This is a genomic window from Pseudomonas kulmbachensis (assembly GCF_963681935.1).
Classification (GTDB): Bacteria; Pseudomonadota; Gammaproteobacteria; order Pseudomonadales; family Pseudomonadaceae; genus Aquipseudomonas; species Aquipseudomonas kulmbachensis.
Genome location: NZ_OY817088.1, coordinates 2,164,915 through 2,180,475, shown reverse-complemented (window position 1 = coordinate 2,180,475; position 15,561 = coordinate 2,164,915). Strand labels below are relative to the sequence as shown.

General features: G+C 58.3%; 13 protein-coding genes and 1 tRNA gene. All 14 read right to left on the bottom strand.

All coding sequences use genetic code 11. The features are described 5' to 3' along the window. Positions 1-21: 21 nt before the first annotated feature. The 14 genes from U5A05_RS09895 to leuB all read right to left on the bottom strand — a co-directional run bounded on the left by U5A05_RS09895 (position 22) and on the right by leuB (position 15,529). Positions 22-97: transfer RNA gene (locus U5A05_RS09895), tRNA-Val, on the bottom strand. Between the two features lie 108 nt (positions 98-205). Further along, positions 206-973 (bottom strand): SDR family oxidoreductase, encoded by a 768-nt coding sequence (locus U5A05_RS09890; protein WP_261741928.1) that lies wholly within the window; start codon positions 971-973, stop codon positions 206-208. Between the two features lie 8 nt (positions 974-981). Further along, positions 982-2,193 (bottom strand): O-succinylhomoserine sulfhydrylase, encoded by a 1,212-nt coding sequence (locus U5A05_RS09885; protein ID WP_261741927.1) that lies wholly within the window; start codon positions 2,191-2,193, stop codon positions 982-984. A gap of 95 nt (positions 2,194-2,288) precedes the next feature. Next, positions 2,289-3,794, bottom strand: a complete 1,506-nt coding sequence (gene purF, locus U5A05_RS09880; RefSeq protein WP_261741926.1) for an amidophosphoribosyltransferase — start codon at positions 3,792-3,794, stop codon at positions 2,289-2,291. A gap of 41 nt (positions 3,795-3,835) precedes the next feature. After that, entirely contained in the window at positions 3,836-4,393 is a 558-nt protein-coding gene (locus U5A05_RS09875) for a CvpA family protein (protein WP_261741925.1), read from the bottom strand. Between the two features lie 106 nt (positions 4,394-4,499). Beyond that, entirely contained in the window at positions 4,500-5,126 is a 627-nt protein-coding gene (locus U5A05_RS09870; protein ID WP_261741924.1) for an SPOR domain-containing protein, read from the bottom strand. Further along, the gene (gene folC, locus U5A05_RS09865) at positions 5,110-6,417 is read right to left on the bottom strand and encodes a bifunctional tetrahydrofolate synthase/dihydrofolate synthase (RefSeq protein ID WP_321836228.1); all 1,308 of its coding nucleotides are present in this window, start codon (positions 6,415-6,417) and stop codon (positions 5,110-5,112) included. The genes U5A05_RS09870 and folC overlap by 17 nt, the downstream gene beginning before the upstream one ends. Next, positions 6,414-7,334, bottom strand: a complete 921-nt coding sequence (gene accD / locus U5A05_RS09860) for an acetyl-CoA carboxylase, carboxyltransferase subunit beta (RefSeq protein WP_261741922.1) — start codon at positions 7,332-7,334, stop codon at positions 6,414-6,416. Before accD ends, folC begins: the two co-directional genes overlap by 4 nt. Positions 7,335-7,614: 280 nt before the next feature. Then, a complete protein-coding gene (locus U5A05_RS09855; protein WP_321836227.1) occupies positions 7,615-8,238 on the bottom strand; it encodes a phosphoribosylanthranilate isomerase in 624 nt (207 codons plus the stop codon). A gap of 56 nt (positions 8,239-8,294) precedes the next feature. Further along, the gene (gene truA / locus U5A05_RS09850) at positions 8,295-9,119 is read right to left on the bottom strand and encodes a tRNA pseudouridine(38-40) synthase TruA (RefSeq protein ID WP_261742412.1); all 825 of its coding nucleotides are present in this window, start codon (positions 9,117-9,119) and stop codon (positions 8,295-8,297) included. Between the two features lie 281 nt (positions 9,120-9,400). Further along, positions 9,401-11,749 (bottom strand): FimV/HubP family polar landmark protein, encoded by a 2,349-nt coding sequence (locus U5A05_RS09845; RefSeq protein ID WP_321836226.1) that lies wholly within the window; start codon positions 11,747-11,749, stop codon positions 9,401-9,403. 188 nt (positions 11,750-11,937) lie between these two features. Then, complete coding sequence (locus U5A05_RS09840; protein ID WP_321836225.1) at positions 11,938-12,948, bottom strand: aspartate-semialdehyde dehydrogenase; 1,011 nt, start codon at positions 12,946-12,948, stop codon at positions 11,938-11,940. A 317-nt stretch (positions 12,949-13,265) separates the two neighbouring features. Continuing rightward, positions 13,266-14,378 (bottom strand): aspartate-semialdehyde dehydrogenase, encoded by a 1,113-nt coding sequence (gene asd, locus U5A05_RS09835; protein WP_261741918.1) that lies wholly within the window; start codon positions 14,376-14,378, stop codon positions 13,266-13,268. 68 nt (positions 14,379-14,446) lie between these two features. Continuing rightward, complete coding sequence (gene leuB / locus U5A05_RS09830) at positions 14,447-15,529, bottom strand: 3-isopropylmalate dehydrogenase (RefSeq protein ID WP_261741917.1); 1,083 nt, start codon at positions 15,527-15,529, stop codon at positions 14,447-14,449. Positions 15,530-15,561: the final 32 nt, after the last annotated feature.

The window sequence follows — 15,561 nt, the reverse complement described above, 5'->3', positions numbered from 1 at the left end:
TCTTGCGAGAATCTCAAGAAGTGGTGGGTGATGACGGGATCGAACCGCCGACCCTCTGCTTGTAAGGCAGATGCTCTCCCAGCTGAGCTAATCACCCTTTGCTTCGTTGAGGCCGCGAAATTTACGCATCTATCGAAGCTAAGTCAAGGACAAGATTGAGTTTTTTTCAAAAAACGCAAAAATAGTGGCCAGCCCGCAACAAGGCTTACGCGCCGTAGATCATCTTTTTGCTCATACCACCATCAACCACAAACTCTTGACCCGTCACAAACCCGGCGTTACGTGACAGCAGCCAGGCAACCATCGCTGCAACGTCCTCCACGCCCCCTACCCGACCTGCCGGGTGCTGGTCGTGATCGGCGTCTGTCAGCGGCTCTGCACGCACCACAGAGGGGTCTCGGGCGTCAATCCAGCCCGGACTTACCGCGTTGACCCGAATCTGCGGCCCAAGGCTGATAGCCAGCGCATGGGTCAGCGCCAGCACTCCGCCCTTGCTCGCCACGTAAGCCTCGGTATCAGGCTCCGACTGGTGGGCACGGGTGGAGGCCAGATTGACGATCGAACCCGCATGCGCACGCAAGTACGGCGCGCAATGCTTGGCCAGCAACATCGGCCCGGTGAGATTAACCGCCAGCACGCGATTCCAGTGCTCCAGATCGAGGCTTTCCAGAGTCATGTTGTGCGGATCCGCAATCGCGGCGTTGCACACCAGCCCGTCCAGCCGTCCAAACTGACCCAGGATTTGCGCGACACACTGAATCACATCGGCTTCAACCGACACATCCATGGTCAAAAACCAGGCGCTTTCGCCCAGCGCCTTGGCCACTTTGGAGCCCCGGGCACGATCAATATCGGTCAGAACCACTTGCCAGCCTTCAGTGACCAGCCAGGCGGCAATCCCCAGGCCAATGCCCCGTGCAGCGCCTGTTACCAGCGCTACACGGCCATTGGTAGTGGCCGGTGTTTCGAGCATGCGGTCGATCACAGCGCAGCCAGGCCTCGCGACAGGTCAGCTTGCAGGTCGCCGACATCTTCCAGACCTACCGCGATGCGGATCAGGCTGTCACGAATACCCGCCGCCTCACGCTCTTGCGGTGCGAGTCGACCATGGGAAGTGGTCGCCGGGTGGGTAATCGTGGTTTTGCTGTCACCCAGGTTGGCGGTGATCGAAATCAGGCGGGTGGCGTCGATAAAGCGCCAGGCGCCCTCTTTGCCGCCCTTGACCTCAAAGCTGACCACTGCACCAAAGCCGCGCTGCTGGCGCTGGGCCAACTCATACTGCGGATGACTCTTGAGGCCTGCGTAATGCACTTTCTCTACCCCATCCTGCTGCTCCAGCCACTCGGCCAGTGCCTGGGCACTCGCACAGTGGGCGCGCATGCGCAGATTCAGGGTCTCCAGACCCTTGAGGAAGATCCAGGCATTGAACGGGCTCAGGGTCGGCCCGGCAGTACGCAGGAAGCCGACGATTTCTTTCATCAACTCGCCACGACCGGCAACCACACCGCCCATGCAACGACCCTGGCCGTCGATAAATTTGGTGGCCGAATGCACCACGATGTCTGCGCCCAATTTCAGCGGCTGCTGCAAGGCTGGTGTACAGAAGCAGTTGTCGACGACCAGCAGCGCGCCCTTGGCGTGTGCTATCTCGGCCAGAGCGGCGATGTCCACCAACTCGGCCAGCGGGTTGGACGGCGACTCGACAAACAGCAGCTTGGTATTGGGCTTGATTGCAGCGTCCCAGCCAGCCAGTTCGGCCAACGGCACGTAGTCAACCTGTACGCCAAAGCGCTTGAAGTACTTCTCGAACAGACTGATGGTCGAACCGAATACGCTGCGCGACACCAGGATATGGTCTCCGGCGCTGCACAGACTCATGACCACCGACAAAATCGCCGCCATGCCGGTAGCGGTTGCCACGGCCTGCTCGGCACCTTCAAGGGCGGCAATGCGCTCTTCGAAGGCGCGCACGGTGGGGTTGGTGTAACGCGAGTAAACGTTGCCCGGCACTTCACCCGAGAACCGCGCTGCCGCGTCAGCCGCCGTGCGGAACACGTAGCTGGAGGTCAGGAACATTGCATCACCGTGCTCGCCTTCTGGCGTACGGTGCTGGCCAGCACGCACAGCCAAGGTGTCGAACGCTACGCCCTCAAGGTCGCTGTCCAGCCGACCCGCATCCCAATCCTGACTCATGCTGCCCACTCCTTGCGTTGTATTGATTGCTTTGTATTGGTTACTTTTTACTGGAAAAATGCAAACCGGCCCATCAGGGCCGGTTTGGTAAACACTTAGTTGTTGTAGATACCGATGGTGGCACCCACACCTTGCGAAATCACCTTGGAGGCGTCGTTGCGCGCACGCTCGATACGTTCCAGGTATTTGTCGTCGATGTCGCCGGTGACGTACTTGCCATCAAATACTGCACAGTCGAATGCGTCAATCTTGATCTTGCCACCACCGACCGCTTCGATCAGGTCAGGCAGGTCCTGATAGATCAACCAGTCGGCACCGATCAGCTCGGCCACTTCCTGGGTGCTGCGATTGTGTGCGATCAGCTCATGCGCGCTTGGCATGTCGATGCCATAGACGTTCGGATAGCGAACAGCCGGGGCCGCCGAGCAGAAGTACACATTCTTGGCACCAGCTTCGCGGGCCATCTGAATGATCTGCTTGCACGTAGTACCGCGTACGATCGAGTCGTCCACCAGCATCACGTTCTTGCCTCGGAACTCAAGCTCAATGGCGTTGAGCTTCTGGCGCACGGATTTTTTACGTGCAGCCTGGCCTGGCATGATGAAGGTACGACCGATGTAACGGTTCTTGACGAAGCCTTCGCGGAACTTGACGCCCAAGTGGTTAGCCAGTTCCAGTGCAGCGCAACGGCTGGTGTCCGGAATCGGGATAACCACGTCGATGTCGTGATCCGGACGCTCGCGCAGGATCTTCTCGGCGAGCTTCTCGCCCATGCGCAGACGTGCCTTGTACACCGAAACACCGTCGATGATCGAATCCGGGCGCGCCAGATACACGTGCTCGAAGATGCACGGGGTCAGTTGCGGGTTTACCGCGCACTGACGGGTGTGCAGCTTGCCGTCTTCAGTGATGTACACCGCTTCGCCCGGCGCGAGATCGCGAATCAGGGTAAAGCCCAGGACATCCAGCGAAACGCTTTCGGAGGCGATCATGTACTCGACGCCTTCGTCGGTGTGACGCTGACCGAAGACAATCGGGCGAATGCCGTTCGGATCGCGGAAACCGACGATGCCGTAACCGGTGATCATCGCAACCACGGCGTAACCGCCACGGCAACGGTTGTGCACGTCAGTTACCGCTGCGAACACGTCCTCTTCGGTCGGCTGCAATTTGCCGCGCCGAGCCAGCTCATGGGCGAAAACGTTGAGCAAAACTTCAGAATCGGAATTGGTGTTGACGTGGCGCAAGTCAGATTCGTAAATCTCCTTGGCCAGCTGTTCAACGTTGGTCAGGTTGCCGTTATGCGCCAAGGTGATGCCATAGGGCGAGTTGACATAAAACGGCTGAGCTTCAGCTGAAGTCGAGCTGCCAGCGGTTGGGTAGCGCACGTGACCAATGCCCACGTTGCCGACCAGACGCTGCATGTGACGCTGATGAAACACGTCACGAACCAGCCCGTTGTCCTTGCGCAAAAATAACCGGCCATTATGGCTGGTCACAATACCGGCAGCATCCTGGCCGCGGTGCTGGAGGACGGTTAGCGCGTCATACAGCGCCTGATTGACGTTCGACTTACCGACGATACCGACGATGCCACACATGCGACGCAACCCCTACTTAATGGATCTGAACTGAACACCACTCACTTGGGCTGGATAGCCGGCAAGAGATGCTCCTTGAACGGAATGTCAGCGGGTACGCTGATTCCGCTGGCCAGCCACTGACTGCTCCACCCCAGAATGAGGTTCTTGGACCAGTCGGCAACCAATAGAAATTGTGGCACGAGCCGTGACTCTTGCCACCATGAGTCTTGCTGTACCGGCCCCAGGCTTAAAAGCCCGACCGCCACAACCACCAGCAATGCACCACGCGCACCGCCGAAGACCATGCCGAGAAAACGATCGGTCCCGGATAACCCGGTGACGCGAATCAGTTCGCCGATAAGAAAATTGATCATTGCGCCTACCAGCAAGGTGGCGACAAACATGATGGTGCACCCGACGATGACGCGGGCGGAAGGCGTTTCGATGTATCCGGAGAGATATTGAGACAGTGAACCGCCGAACATCCAGGCTACGACCCCAGCAATGATCCAGGTGCACAGCGACAATGCTTCTTTTACGAAGCCGCGCTTCAAACTGATCAAAGCGGAGATGGCGATAATTGCAACGATCGCCCAGTCAACCCAGGTAAATGGCACAGTTCAGCCTACGGACAGATAAGGCGGCGCATTTTAGCAGAGCGCCGCCGCTCAGGTAAGGCGATTTATCCACGCCAGAGCAATCAGATTGAACCTTTTTGCGCGATCAATCACGTTCCGGCTGGAAGCGCACCACAAAACCCTTGAGATTCTGCTGCTTGCCGAGCAAATCACGCAGACGGTCGGCCTCTGCACGCTCGAGCAACGGCCCGACAAAAACCCGATTCATTCCGCCAGAGGATCGCACGTATGCGTTATATCCTTGATTGCGAAGCGTTTTTTGCAAGTTATCAGCGCTTGCCCGATTGGACAGGCTGACCAATTGAACCGACCAGCTGATAGGCAAACCGTTGGGATCAACACGCTTTTGCGTGGTATCCAGCTTGGCCGGTGCCTGCGCGACCGACTGCGCCGGAGTGACGACCGGCGGTTTTGGCGCAACCACTACAGGTTTGGCCACGACCGGTGCAACCGGCGCAGGCGCCTGCTGCTGGACAACCGGCTGCTCGACCACAGCCGGCTCTTGCGCAATAACCTGCGGCTCAGGCACGGCAACCGGCTCGACCTGAACTTGCGGCATCACTGGCATTTGAGGCGCACTTGGCGCATCAACCTGGATCTGACGCTGCTCATCCTGGCGCGAGAACAGCATCGGCAGAAAAATCACGGCCAACGCCACCAATACCAGGGCGCCCACCATCCGCTGCTTGAATACCTTATCCAGCAAAGCCATTTGCAGCCTCCTCCGTGGCACGTCGCTCCAACCACTCGAGCGCTTCAGCGACACAATAAAATGATCCGAACAGCAAAATTTCGTCTTCGGGGGTAGCTCGTTCGCACTGCGCTTCGAGCGCAGCTGCAACACTGGCATAGGCCGAAACCGAAGCACCAAGATTTTGCAGCGCAGCCTGAACATCGGCTACCGGCCGTGTACGCCCGGAATGCAAAGGCGCAACCGCCCAATGTTCAACCGACGAGGTGAGCTGTGACACTACGCCATCGAGGTCCTTGTCTGCCAGCAAACCGAACACCGCCAGGCGCTTACCAGCCACCGGACGCTGCGCCAAACGCCGCTCAAGGTATTGGGCAGCATGCGGGTTGTGCCCCACATCCAGCAGCAGATTCAGGGTTTTGCCTTGCCAGTTGAACTGGCGACGATCCAGACGACCGGTGATACGAGTACCTGACAGCACACTGATGATACGCGCAGGCTGCCAAGGCAAATCGGTCAACGCATAGGCCTGCACGGCCAATGCGGCGTTTTCCATGGGCAAATCCAGCAACGGGATGTCCCGCAGCTCTACAACCTGGCCCTTGGCATCAAGGCCACGCCAATGCCAGGCCGTGTCGGTGGTAGCCAGGTCAAAGTCACGACCGCGCAAAAACAGCGGGCAACCCAGCTCCTTGGCCTTGTCGAGCAACGTGTGCGGAGGGTTCAGATCGCCACAAAGGGCAGGCTTGCCCGCACGGAAGATCCCGGCCTTTTCATAGGCTACGGATTCGCGGGTATTACCCAGGTACTCGACATGATCGACACCGATGCTGGTCACCAGCGCCAGGTCGGCATCCACCAGATTGACCGCATCCAGACGTCCGCCAAGGCCAACTTCCAGTACAACGGCATCCAGCTGGGCACGCTCAAACAGCCAGAAGGCAGCCAGCGTACCCATTTCAAAATAAGTCAGGGAAGTCTCGCCCCGCCCTGCTTCCAAAGCCACAAAGGCCTCGCAGAGCTGTTCATCAGAGACTTCAGCACCGTCAATTTGTACGCGCTCGTTATAGCGCAGCAGATGGGGCGAGTTGTAAACGCCCACCTTGAGCCCTTGCGCCTGCAGCAACGCTGCCACAAACGCACAGGTCGAGCCCTTACCATTGGTGCCCGTAACCGTCACCACCCGAGGCGCAGGCTTTTGCAGCCCCATGCGGTTCGTTACCTCGCGTGCGCGATCCAACCCCATATCAATGGCAGATGGATGCAGCTGTTCAAGATAGGCGAGCCACTCGCCAAGGGTGCGCTGGGTCATATGTTTGCAGGAGCCGGCGGCACAACGATCGCTTCAACAGGCGCAGCCACAAACACCGGCGTCGGCAGGCCCATCATTTGTGCCAACAAGTTGCCCAGACGCGGACGCAGCTCCTGACGCGCAACGATCAAGTCGATTGCACCGTGCTCCAACAGGAACTCGCTGCGCTGGAAGCCTTCTGGCAGTTTTTCGCGAACGGTCTGCTCGATAACACGCGGGCCAGCAAAGCCGATCAGCGCTTTGGGCTCAGCCACGATCACATCACCCAGCATTGCCAGGCTGGCCGAAACGCCGCCATAGACCGGATCGGTCAGTACCGAGATAAACGGAATGCCTTCTTCACGCAGACGCGCCAGTACCGCAGAGGTCTTGGCCATTTGCATCAGGGAGATCAGGGCTTCCTGCATCCGCGCACCGCCGGAGGCCGCGAAGCAAATCATCGGGCAGCGGTTTTCCAGTGCGTAGTTGGCAGCACGAACAAAACGCTCGCCAACAATGGCACCCATCGAGCCACCCATAAAGGAGAACTCAAACGCCGACACTACAACCGGCATGCCCAGCAACGTACCGCTCATGGAGATCAGCGCGTCTTTTTCGCCGGTCTGCTTTTGTGCGCCGACCAGACGATCCTTGTACTTTTTGCTGTCACGGAACTTGAGACGGTCTACCGGCTCCAGGTCTGCACCCAGCTCGGAACGGCCGTCAGTATCCAGGAAGATATTGATGCGGGCGCGGGCGCCGATGCGCATGTGGTGATTGCACTTGGGGCAAACATCCAGGGTTTTTTCCAGCTCCGGACGATAAAGTACAGCGTCGCAAGACGGGCATTTGTGCCACAGGCCTTCAGGTACCGAGCTCTTTTTGACCTCGGAACGCATGATCGAAGGAATCAGCTTGTCTACCAACCAGTTGCTCATGCTTTTTTTCTCCAGTACCGGTGGCCTGAACCGTTGAGTCCAGACCCCGTGTATGCCCTTGAGCTAAATTCAATAGGTGTGTGGCGATGATTGCGCAGGCGGCGGTCAGCACACGGCAAACCAGCCAAACCTCGCAACCCTCAGCCGTCCCGACAACACGCCCCAGAGCGGCTGCCACTTTAATTTCTGCCCGTCAAACCTGCGGGCCAACTTGCTTTTTACGACGCTTTTTATAGCGGTATTGATGGACGGCGGCAGACTGCCAGCCGTCACATCGGCATCAATTTGTTGTGCGCACTGCCCGCATAAAGGCACGAATCTTGTCGTGATCCTTGATGCCCTTGCCCTTTTCTACCCCGCCACTCACATCCACGGCATAGGGTCGAACCCGGGCAATGGCGTCTGCGACGTTCTCGACAGTCAAACCACCGGCCAAAATAATCGGTTTGCTCAAATCCTGTGGAATCAAAGACCAGTCAAATGCCTGACCAGTTCCACCGGGTACGCCTTCAACATAGGCATCGAGCAAAATACCACTGGCCCCTGCATACGCTTTGCAGGCACCGGCGATGTCATCCCCGGCCTTCACGCGCAAAGCCTTGATATAAGGACGGTGATAACCCTGACACTGCTCCGGGGTTTCATCGCCGTGAAACTGCAATAAATCCAGCGGTACGGCATCGAGTGTTTCGTTCAGATCACAAGCGCTGGCATTGACGAACAGCCCGACCGTGGTCACAAAAGGTGGCAGCGCCGCAATGATCGCTCGCGCTTGCAATGCCGTGACGGCGCGTGGGCTTTTTGCGTAAAACACAAAGCCGATAGCGTCGGCACCGGCTTCGACCGCAGCCAGTGCATCTTCTATGCGGGTAATACCGCAGATCTTGCTGCGAACAACGGACATCTCGATAACACCCCGAACGCGAAAGTCCCGGATGGTAACAAATGCTTATCCGGGCGTCAGCCGTCCAGTTCGGTAAAACCAGTCAAGAAATGAGGCCCAATGTAACGTTCCGGCAACTGGAACTCATCGCGATATTCAACTTGCACCAGATACAAGCCATAAGGATGCGCCGTCACACCACCAGAGCGGCGGGTACGGCTCTCCAATACCTCCTTGATCCACTCCACTGGCCGCTCACCCGTCCCGATGGTCATCAGCACCCCGGCGATGTTGCGCACCATGTGATGCAAAAATGCGCTGGCACGAATATCCAGCACGATCATCCGACCGTGACGGGTCACCCGAAGATGGTGCATTTCCTTGATTGGGGACTTGGCCTGGCATTGACCCGCACGAAAGGCGCTGAAGTCATGCACACCCAGCAAGTACTGGGCAGCCTCGGCCATGCGCTCGACATCCAGCGGACGGTGGTTCCAGGTGATTTCCTGATTCAGGTGCGCAGGCCGGATCTGATCGTTATAGATCACATAGCGGTAGCGACGGGCGATAGCCTTGAAGCGCGCATGAAAGTCTGCAGGCATGACTTTGGCCCAGCTGACGCTGATGTCGTGGGGCAAGTTGATGTTGGCGCCCATCACCCAGGCTTTTAAGGAGCGATCAGCCTGAGTGTCGAAGTGCACGACTTGTCCGCAGGCATGCACACCGGCATCCGTACGCCCGGCGCACATCAATGAAACCGGCGAGGCAGCGACTTTTGACAAGGCATTTTCCAGGGTTTCCTGGACGGTCAGCACACCATTGGCCTGACGCTGCCAGCCGCTATAGCGCGAGCCTTTGTATTCCACGCCGAGCGCGATTCGGAAAAAACCTTCCTCAGCCATTTCAGCGGCTGGGTTATCTATATTTGCCAAGGACTTACAGCCTGCTCATAAACGCAAAGGCAGCCATTATAAGGCCCACCCGGCAAGACGCCATGAAACATTTCACGGCGGGGCACGCAAAACCGCGTAGCAGCTGCCGAAGGAACGAGGCTGCGTTCGAGTGCGAAGCGCTCGTAAATCCTGAATGCACGATCTTCCTGTAAGGCCGGGCATTCAGATTTTACGGCGACTTCGTCGCCGGACGCAGCCTCGTTCCTACGGCAGCTGCTACAAGTGCTGCATCAGGTCAACCGCGACAGCATTTCCAGCGCTTCAGCCTGCTGCTGGGCATTACCCTCCTCCATGACTTCGGTCAGGATATCCCGCGCGCCTTCGTCATCGCCCATGTCGATATAGGCCTGTGCCAGATCCAGCTTGGTGGCTGTTTCATCGGCACCCGACAGGAAATCGAATTCAGGCTCATCATCGGCAAAAGGCTCAGCCAGCGACGGCTGCTCAAGGCTTTGCGACAAGCGCTGCAGCTCGGCATTGACCTTGTCCAGCTCCAGCGAAAAGCTGTCCGGCGCCGCACTCACAGGGGCGCTCTCGTCAGCCAGGGACAAATCGAAGTCCGCAGGCAGGTCCAGATCGAAGTCCGTCACTTCTTCACGAGCGGCCTGAACCTCGGCCTGTTGTTCAAGCACGGCCTCAAAGCTGTCGGCGGCCGGCTTGCCGAGATTCAAGTCCGCGGACAACACGGCAGGTGAAGCCTCTTCAAGCTCATCGAGACTCAGATCAAAATCGTGATCAAATTCTTCAACCGGTACCACCCGCTCAGGTTCTGCTTCGACCTCGCGATCGTCACGCATCATTTCCTGAACGAACTGTGCTTGCAGCTGTGTAGCAACTGCCGCCGTGGCAATGCCCGCTGCCGCAGCCACAACCATGCCCGGGTAGCGCTTTTTGAGCTGCTCGACCTGCGCGTGATTTTTGCCATTGGCAACCAGTTGACGCTCCTGCGCGACAAACGCATCACGCTCGCCCTGCTCGCCATAGACCTGCATCAGCTTGAGGCGCAAATCACTGCGCTGCGGCGCTTGCTCCAACGCCGCTTCAAGCAGCGCTGCGGCCTCAGGCAACTGGCGCTGCTCGATCAGCTTCTCGGCCTGCTCCAACACCTCGGCAGCAGGTTTGGTCAATGATACCGCCGCGACAACGGGCGCTACGGGTTCAACCACAGGCACTGGCACTGGCACTGGAGCCGGAGCCGACTCAAGCTTGACGTTGCGCGCCGGCGTTTCCAACCCTTCAAAACTGCTTTGCGGCATGTCCAGATCAACCGCAAAGTCGGACTCATCTTCGAGCTCACGGGCCATTCGCGCATGCTTTAGCGCTGCCTGCTGGGCTTTGCGACGACGGGCCAACAACAGCAACAAGAGCAGCAGCAAGACTGCCCCGCCACCGACCAGTCCGAGCAATAGCGGGCTACCCAGCAGATCCTGAATTTTTCGTTCGGAGCTTGGCGTCACGTCATTTTCGACTGGGCTTGGCGCTACAGCGGTAGCAGGCGCGCCCTCGACTGCCGGGGCAATATCGGCTTCAGGCGAATCTGCAGGCTGTATGCCAGGCGCCGCTATCGCAGGCACTGCACTTTCGGCCTCAAGCTTGGCCAACCGATCGTTTTTCAATTCGATCAGGCGCTGCAATTTGTCCAATTGGCTTTGCAAATCTTTCATCCGGCTTTGCAGCTCGGCATTTTCACGGCGACTGGTATCCAGGCCCTCCTGGGCCATTGCCAGTTTGTCGCTGACACTTTTGGCGTCCCCGGCAGCACCTTTGCCAGCCTGGCCCGAAACCAGACTCAAGCCATCCTGAGTCGTGGTTTTTGCAGCAGGCGGCAACGCGGACTTGCGACCGGTTGCATCCAGCTGTTGCGCCAGCGGTACGGTACGACGCCCACTGCGCCAGTCGGCATTCTGTGACGCGACTTCGCTAACGGCCTTGGCCTGAGGCAATTGGGCGCTTTGCGAAGCATCCGGCAGGCGCAGCACCTGGCCGGTTTTAAGACGGTTGATATTGCCGTTGATAAAGGCGTCGGGGTTCAGGGCCTGGATCGCCAGCATGGTCTGCTGCACCGAGCCGCCATTGCGGGCCTTCGCTGCAATTTCCCATAGGGTGTCACGGGACGAAGTGGTGTATTGCGCAGGCTCGGCAGATGCCGATGTTGCCGCAGCGGCCGTCTGGGGCGAGAACTTTGCCGGATCGAACAACACGCTGTAGTCGCGCATCAAGCGGCCGTTTGGCCACATCACCTGCACCAGGAATTTCACGAAAGGTTCGGACAGTGGCTGACTGGAAGTAACGCGCAGCACGCTCTTGCCGTTGGCATTGATCACCGGAGTGAAATGCAGATCATCCAGAAATGCCGGACGCGGCACGCCTGCCTTGCTGAATTCCTGTGGCGCGGCCAGGCTCGGCACAACTTGCGCGGCAGTCAGATCCTTGACGTCGAGCAACTCGATTTCCGCCAGCAGCGGCTGGTTGCGAGTCGACTTAAGGGTCAGCTCCCCGAGCTCAAGCGCCTGCGCCATGCCGGATGACAGCGCCGAAGCGGCGGCGATTGCTAACACTAATTTGCGAACCTGAACCATAGCCTCTTCCTTTTTGGTACAGACCTCGTCCCACGAGACCTGCATAGCTGCTGCCTGAAGGCATGGTCCGGGGCTTTGCCGCCAGACACATCACCCCTTTAAACCTGCAAGCCCTGACAGCAGCTTAACTGCGATGACCGGCACTGGAACCCTGTGACAACCTGCTACAAATTGGCGCCAAGTATCTTTTACAGCTGGTCTTTTATCAACAACTCAGCCAACTGCACTGCGTTCAGCGCAGCACCTTTACGCACGTTATCCGAGGTCAGCCACAGGTTGAGTTGCGACGTGTCGTCCACACCATGGCGCACCCGCCCGACGTACACCACGTCTTGGCCGACCGCATCTCCAACCGCAGTAGGGTAATCTCCGTCTTCAACCAGCTCGATACCGTCGCCCGCTTCAAGTGCGGCATTGACCGCATCCAGATCCACCGGCCCGGCCAACTGCACAGACACACTAAAGCTATCGCCAAAAAACACCGGTGCTTGAATACAAGTGGCCGATATTTTCAGCGCTGGCATGCCCAGCACTTCGCGCAGCTCAGTCACCAGGCGTTTTTCCAGCGGCACATGGCCTTGAGCGTCTGGCTTGCCAACTTGTGCCAACAGGTTAAAAGCCATCTGGCGATCAAAAAAGTGGGTCTCCAACGGATGCAAATTCAACAACGCAGTGGTTTGACGCGCCAGTTCGGAAACCGCTTCACGACCTTGAGCAGATACCGCTAGGCACGCGGTCACATTGACATATTGCATATCCAGCAAGCCGCGCAAAGGGGCCAGGACCACTGCCAGGGCTGTGGCTGAAGGGCTTGGGCTGCTGACTTGTAGCGGTTTTTTCAAACCTTCCAGTACTTGCGAATTAGCCTCGGGCACCACCTGTGGCGCCTGGGCCGAAGGCAATGCTCCGGACAAGTCGATAACGATGCAGCCAGCTGCGCTGGCCTTGGCGGCAAAGCTCAAGGTCACGGCTGGGCCTGCGGCAAAGAACACCAACTGCACTTTGCTGAAGTCGAACGCATCGACTTCACGCACTCTTACGTTTTTGCCGCGAAAAGGCACCGAATGTCCAGCTGACTCGCTGCTGGCCAACAAGTGCAAATCCGCTGTCGGAAAATTGCGCTCTTCCAGTATTTGTACGATGGTTTCGCCGACAGTGCCGGTGGCGCCAACGACGGCGATATCAAAGGACTGGCTCATGTGTCTACCTCAGGCGAAACGTGGGGAGCGGCACTGTACCGGGCACAACCTCGGTAGGCAACGCAACCGGCATATTTGATGACTGATGACGACTCGTAGCAGCTGCCGAGGAACGATGGCTGCGTCCGATTGCGAAGCAATCGTAAAACCTGTGTACGCGGTTTAACAGGTAGACCGTAGGCTCAGGCTTTACGACGACTGCGTCGCCGGACGCAGCCTTCGTTCCTCGGCAGCTGCTACGGTTAATTGCCACCTGATAATCCAATAAAAAGCCCGCCTCTCTTGCGAGAGGCGGGCCTTGGGCTGCCGGGGGCGGGTTAACGCTCCAGCAAGATCCGCAGCATGCGGCGCAACGGCTCTGCCGCGCCCCATAGCAACTGGTCGCCCACGGTGAAGGCACCGAGAAACTGCGAACCCATGTTCAGCTTGCGCAGACGGCCGACCGGCACATTCAGGGTGCCAGTCACTTTAGTCGGGCTCAGCTCCTGGATACTGGCTTCACGCTGATTCGGCACCAGCTTGACCCAAGGATTGTGCTGGCTGATCAAGTCTTCGATATCAGCGATTGGCACATCCTTGTTCAGCTTGATGGTCAATGCCTGGCTGTGGCAACGCATCGCGCCGATACGTACGCAGATACCATCCACCGGAACCGGGTTTTTGAAACGACCCAGGATCTTGTTGGTTTCTGCTTGCGCCTTCCACTCTTCGCGGCTCTGACCGTTTGGCAGCTCTTTGTCGATCCACGGGATCAAGCTGCCAGCCAGTGGCACGCCGAAGTTCTCGGTCGGGTACGCATCGCTGCGCATGGCTTCAGCCACACGGCGGTCGATGTCGAGGATGGCGCTGGCAGGGTCAGCCAGTTGATCTGCAACGGCTGCATGGGTAGCACCCATTTGCTTGATCAGTTCACGCATGTTCTGCGCGCCGGCACCCGAGGCCGCCTGATAGGTCATGGCACTCATCCATTCCACCAGACCGGCTTCAAACAGACCGCCCAGGCCCATCAGCATCAGGCTGACCGTGCAGTTGCCGCCGATGTAGTTCTTGGTGCCCGCATCCAGCTGTTGGTCAATCACCTTACGGTTGACCGGGTCCAGAACAATGACCGCGTCATCCTGCATCCGCAGGGTCGACGCCGCATCGATCCAGTAACCTTGCCAGCCTGCTTCACGCAGCTTCGGGAACACCTCAGAGGTGTAGTCGCCGCCCTGGCAGGTCAGGATCACATCAAGGGTTTTCAGCTCTTCAATGTTGTAAGCGTCCTTGAGCGGGGCAATATCCTTACCCACGGACGGACCTTGTCCACCGACATTGGAAGTAGTGAAAAACACCGGCTCAATAAGATCGAAATCCTGCTCTTCCAGCATCCGCTGCATGAGCACGGAACCAACCATACCGCGCCAACCGACCAGACCTACACGTTTCATCGCAACTACACCTTTAACAAAAAGTGGGGTCGTTACTTCCACCAACAGGAAGTAACGGGCCCGAGAGATTACAGATTCTGCAGCGCCGCGACTACTGCGTTGCCCATTTCCTGTGTTCCGACCTTGGTGCAACCCGTCGACCAGATGTCACCCGTACGCAAGCCTTGGTCCAGAACCAGGCTCACTGCCTGCTCAATGGCATCGGCAGCGGCGGTCTGGTTGAAGCTGTAACGCAGCATCATCGACACCGACAGAATGGTCGCCAGCGGGTTGGCAATGCCCTGCCCTGCGATATCCGGCGCCGAACCGTGGCACGGCTCGTACATACCCTTGTTGTTGGTGTCCAGCGACGCCGACGGCAGCATGCCGATGGAGCCGGTGAGCATCGAAGCCTGGTCGGACAGGATGTCACCGAACATGTTCTCGGTCACGATCACGTCGAATTGTTTCGGTGCACGCACCAGTTGCATGGCGGCGTTGTCGACGTACATGTGGCTCAGTTCGACGTCCGGGTAGTCCTTGGCCACTTGTTCGACCACTTCACGCCACAGTTGGCTGGACGCCAGTACGTTGGCCTTGTCTACCGAGCACAGTTTTTTGCCTCGTACACGGGCCATGTCGAAACCGACACGGGCGATGCGACGGATCTCGCTTTCGCTGTACGGCAGGGTGTCATAGGCCTGACGCTCACCGTTTTCCAATTCGCGGGTGCCGCGTGGAGCGCCGAAATAGATGCCACCAGTCAATTCACGGACGATCAGGATATCCAGGCCCGCGACGATTTCAGGCTTGAGGCTCGACGCGTCGGCCAGTTGCGGATACAAAATCGCCGGACGCAAGTTGCCGAACAGGCCCAATTGCGCACGAATTTTCAGCAGGCCGCGCTCAGGACGGATATCACGATCGATCTTGTCCCATTTCGGACCACCCACAGCACCCAGCAAGACAGCGTCGGCAGCGCGGGCGCGCTCCAGGGTTTCGTCAGCCAGGGGTACACCATGCTTGTCGATGGCCGCGCCGCCGATCAGATCATGGGTCAGTTCGAAGTTCAGCTTGAACTTGTCGTTGGCCAACGCCAGCACCTTGACCGCTTCGGCCATGATTTCCGGACCAATACCGTCGCCTGGGAGAATCAGAATCTGCTTGCTCATGGGTTCCTCTTTCTTGTCTTTTGATGCCCCCG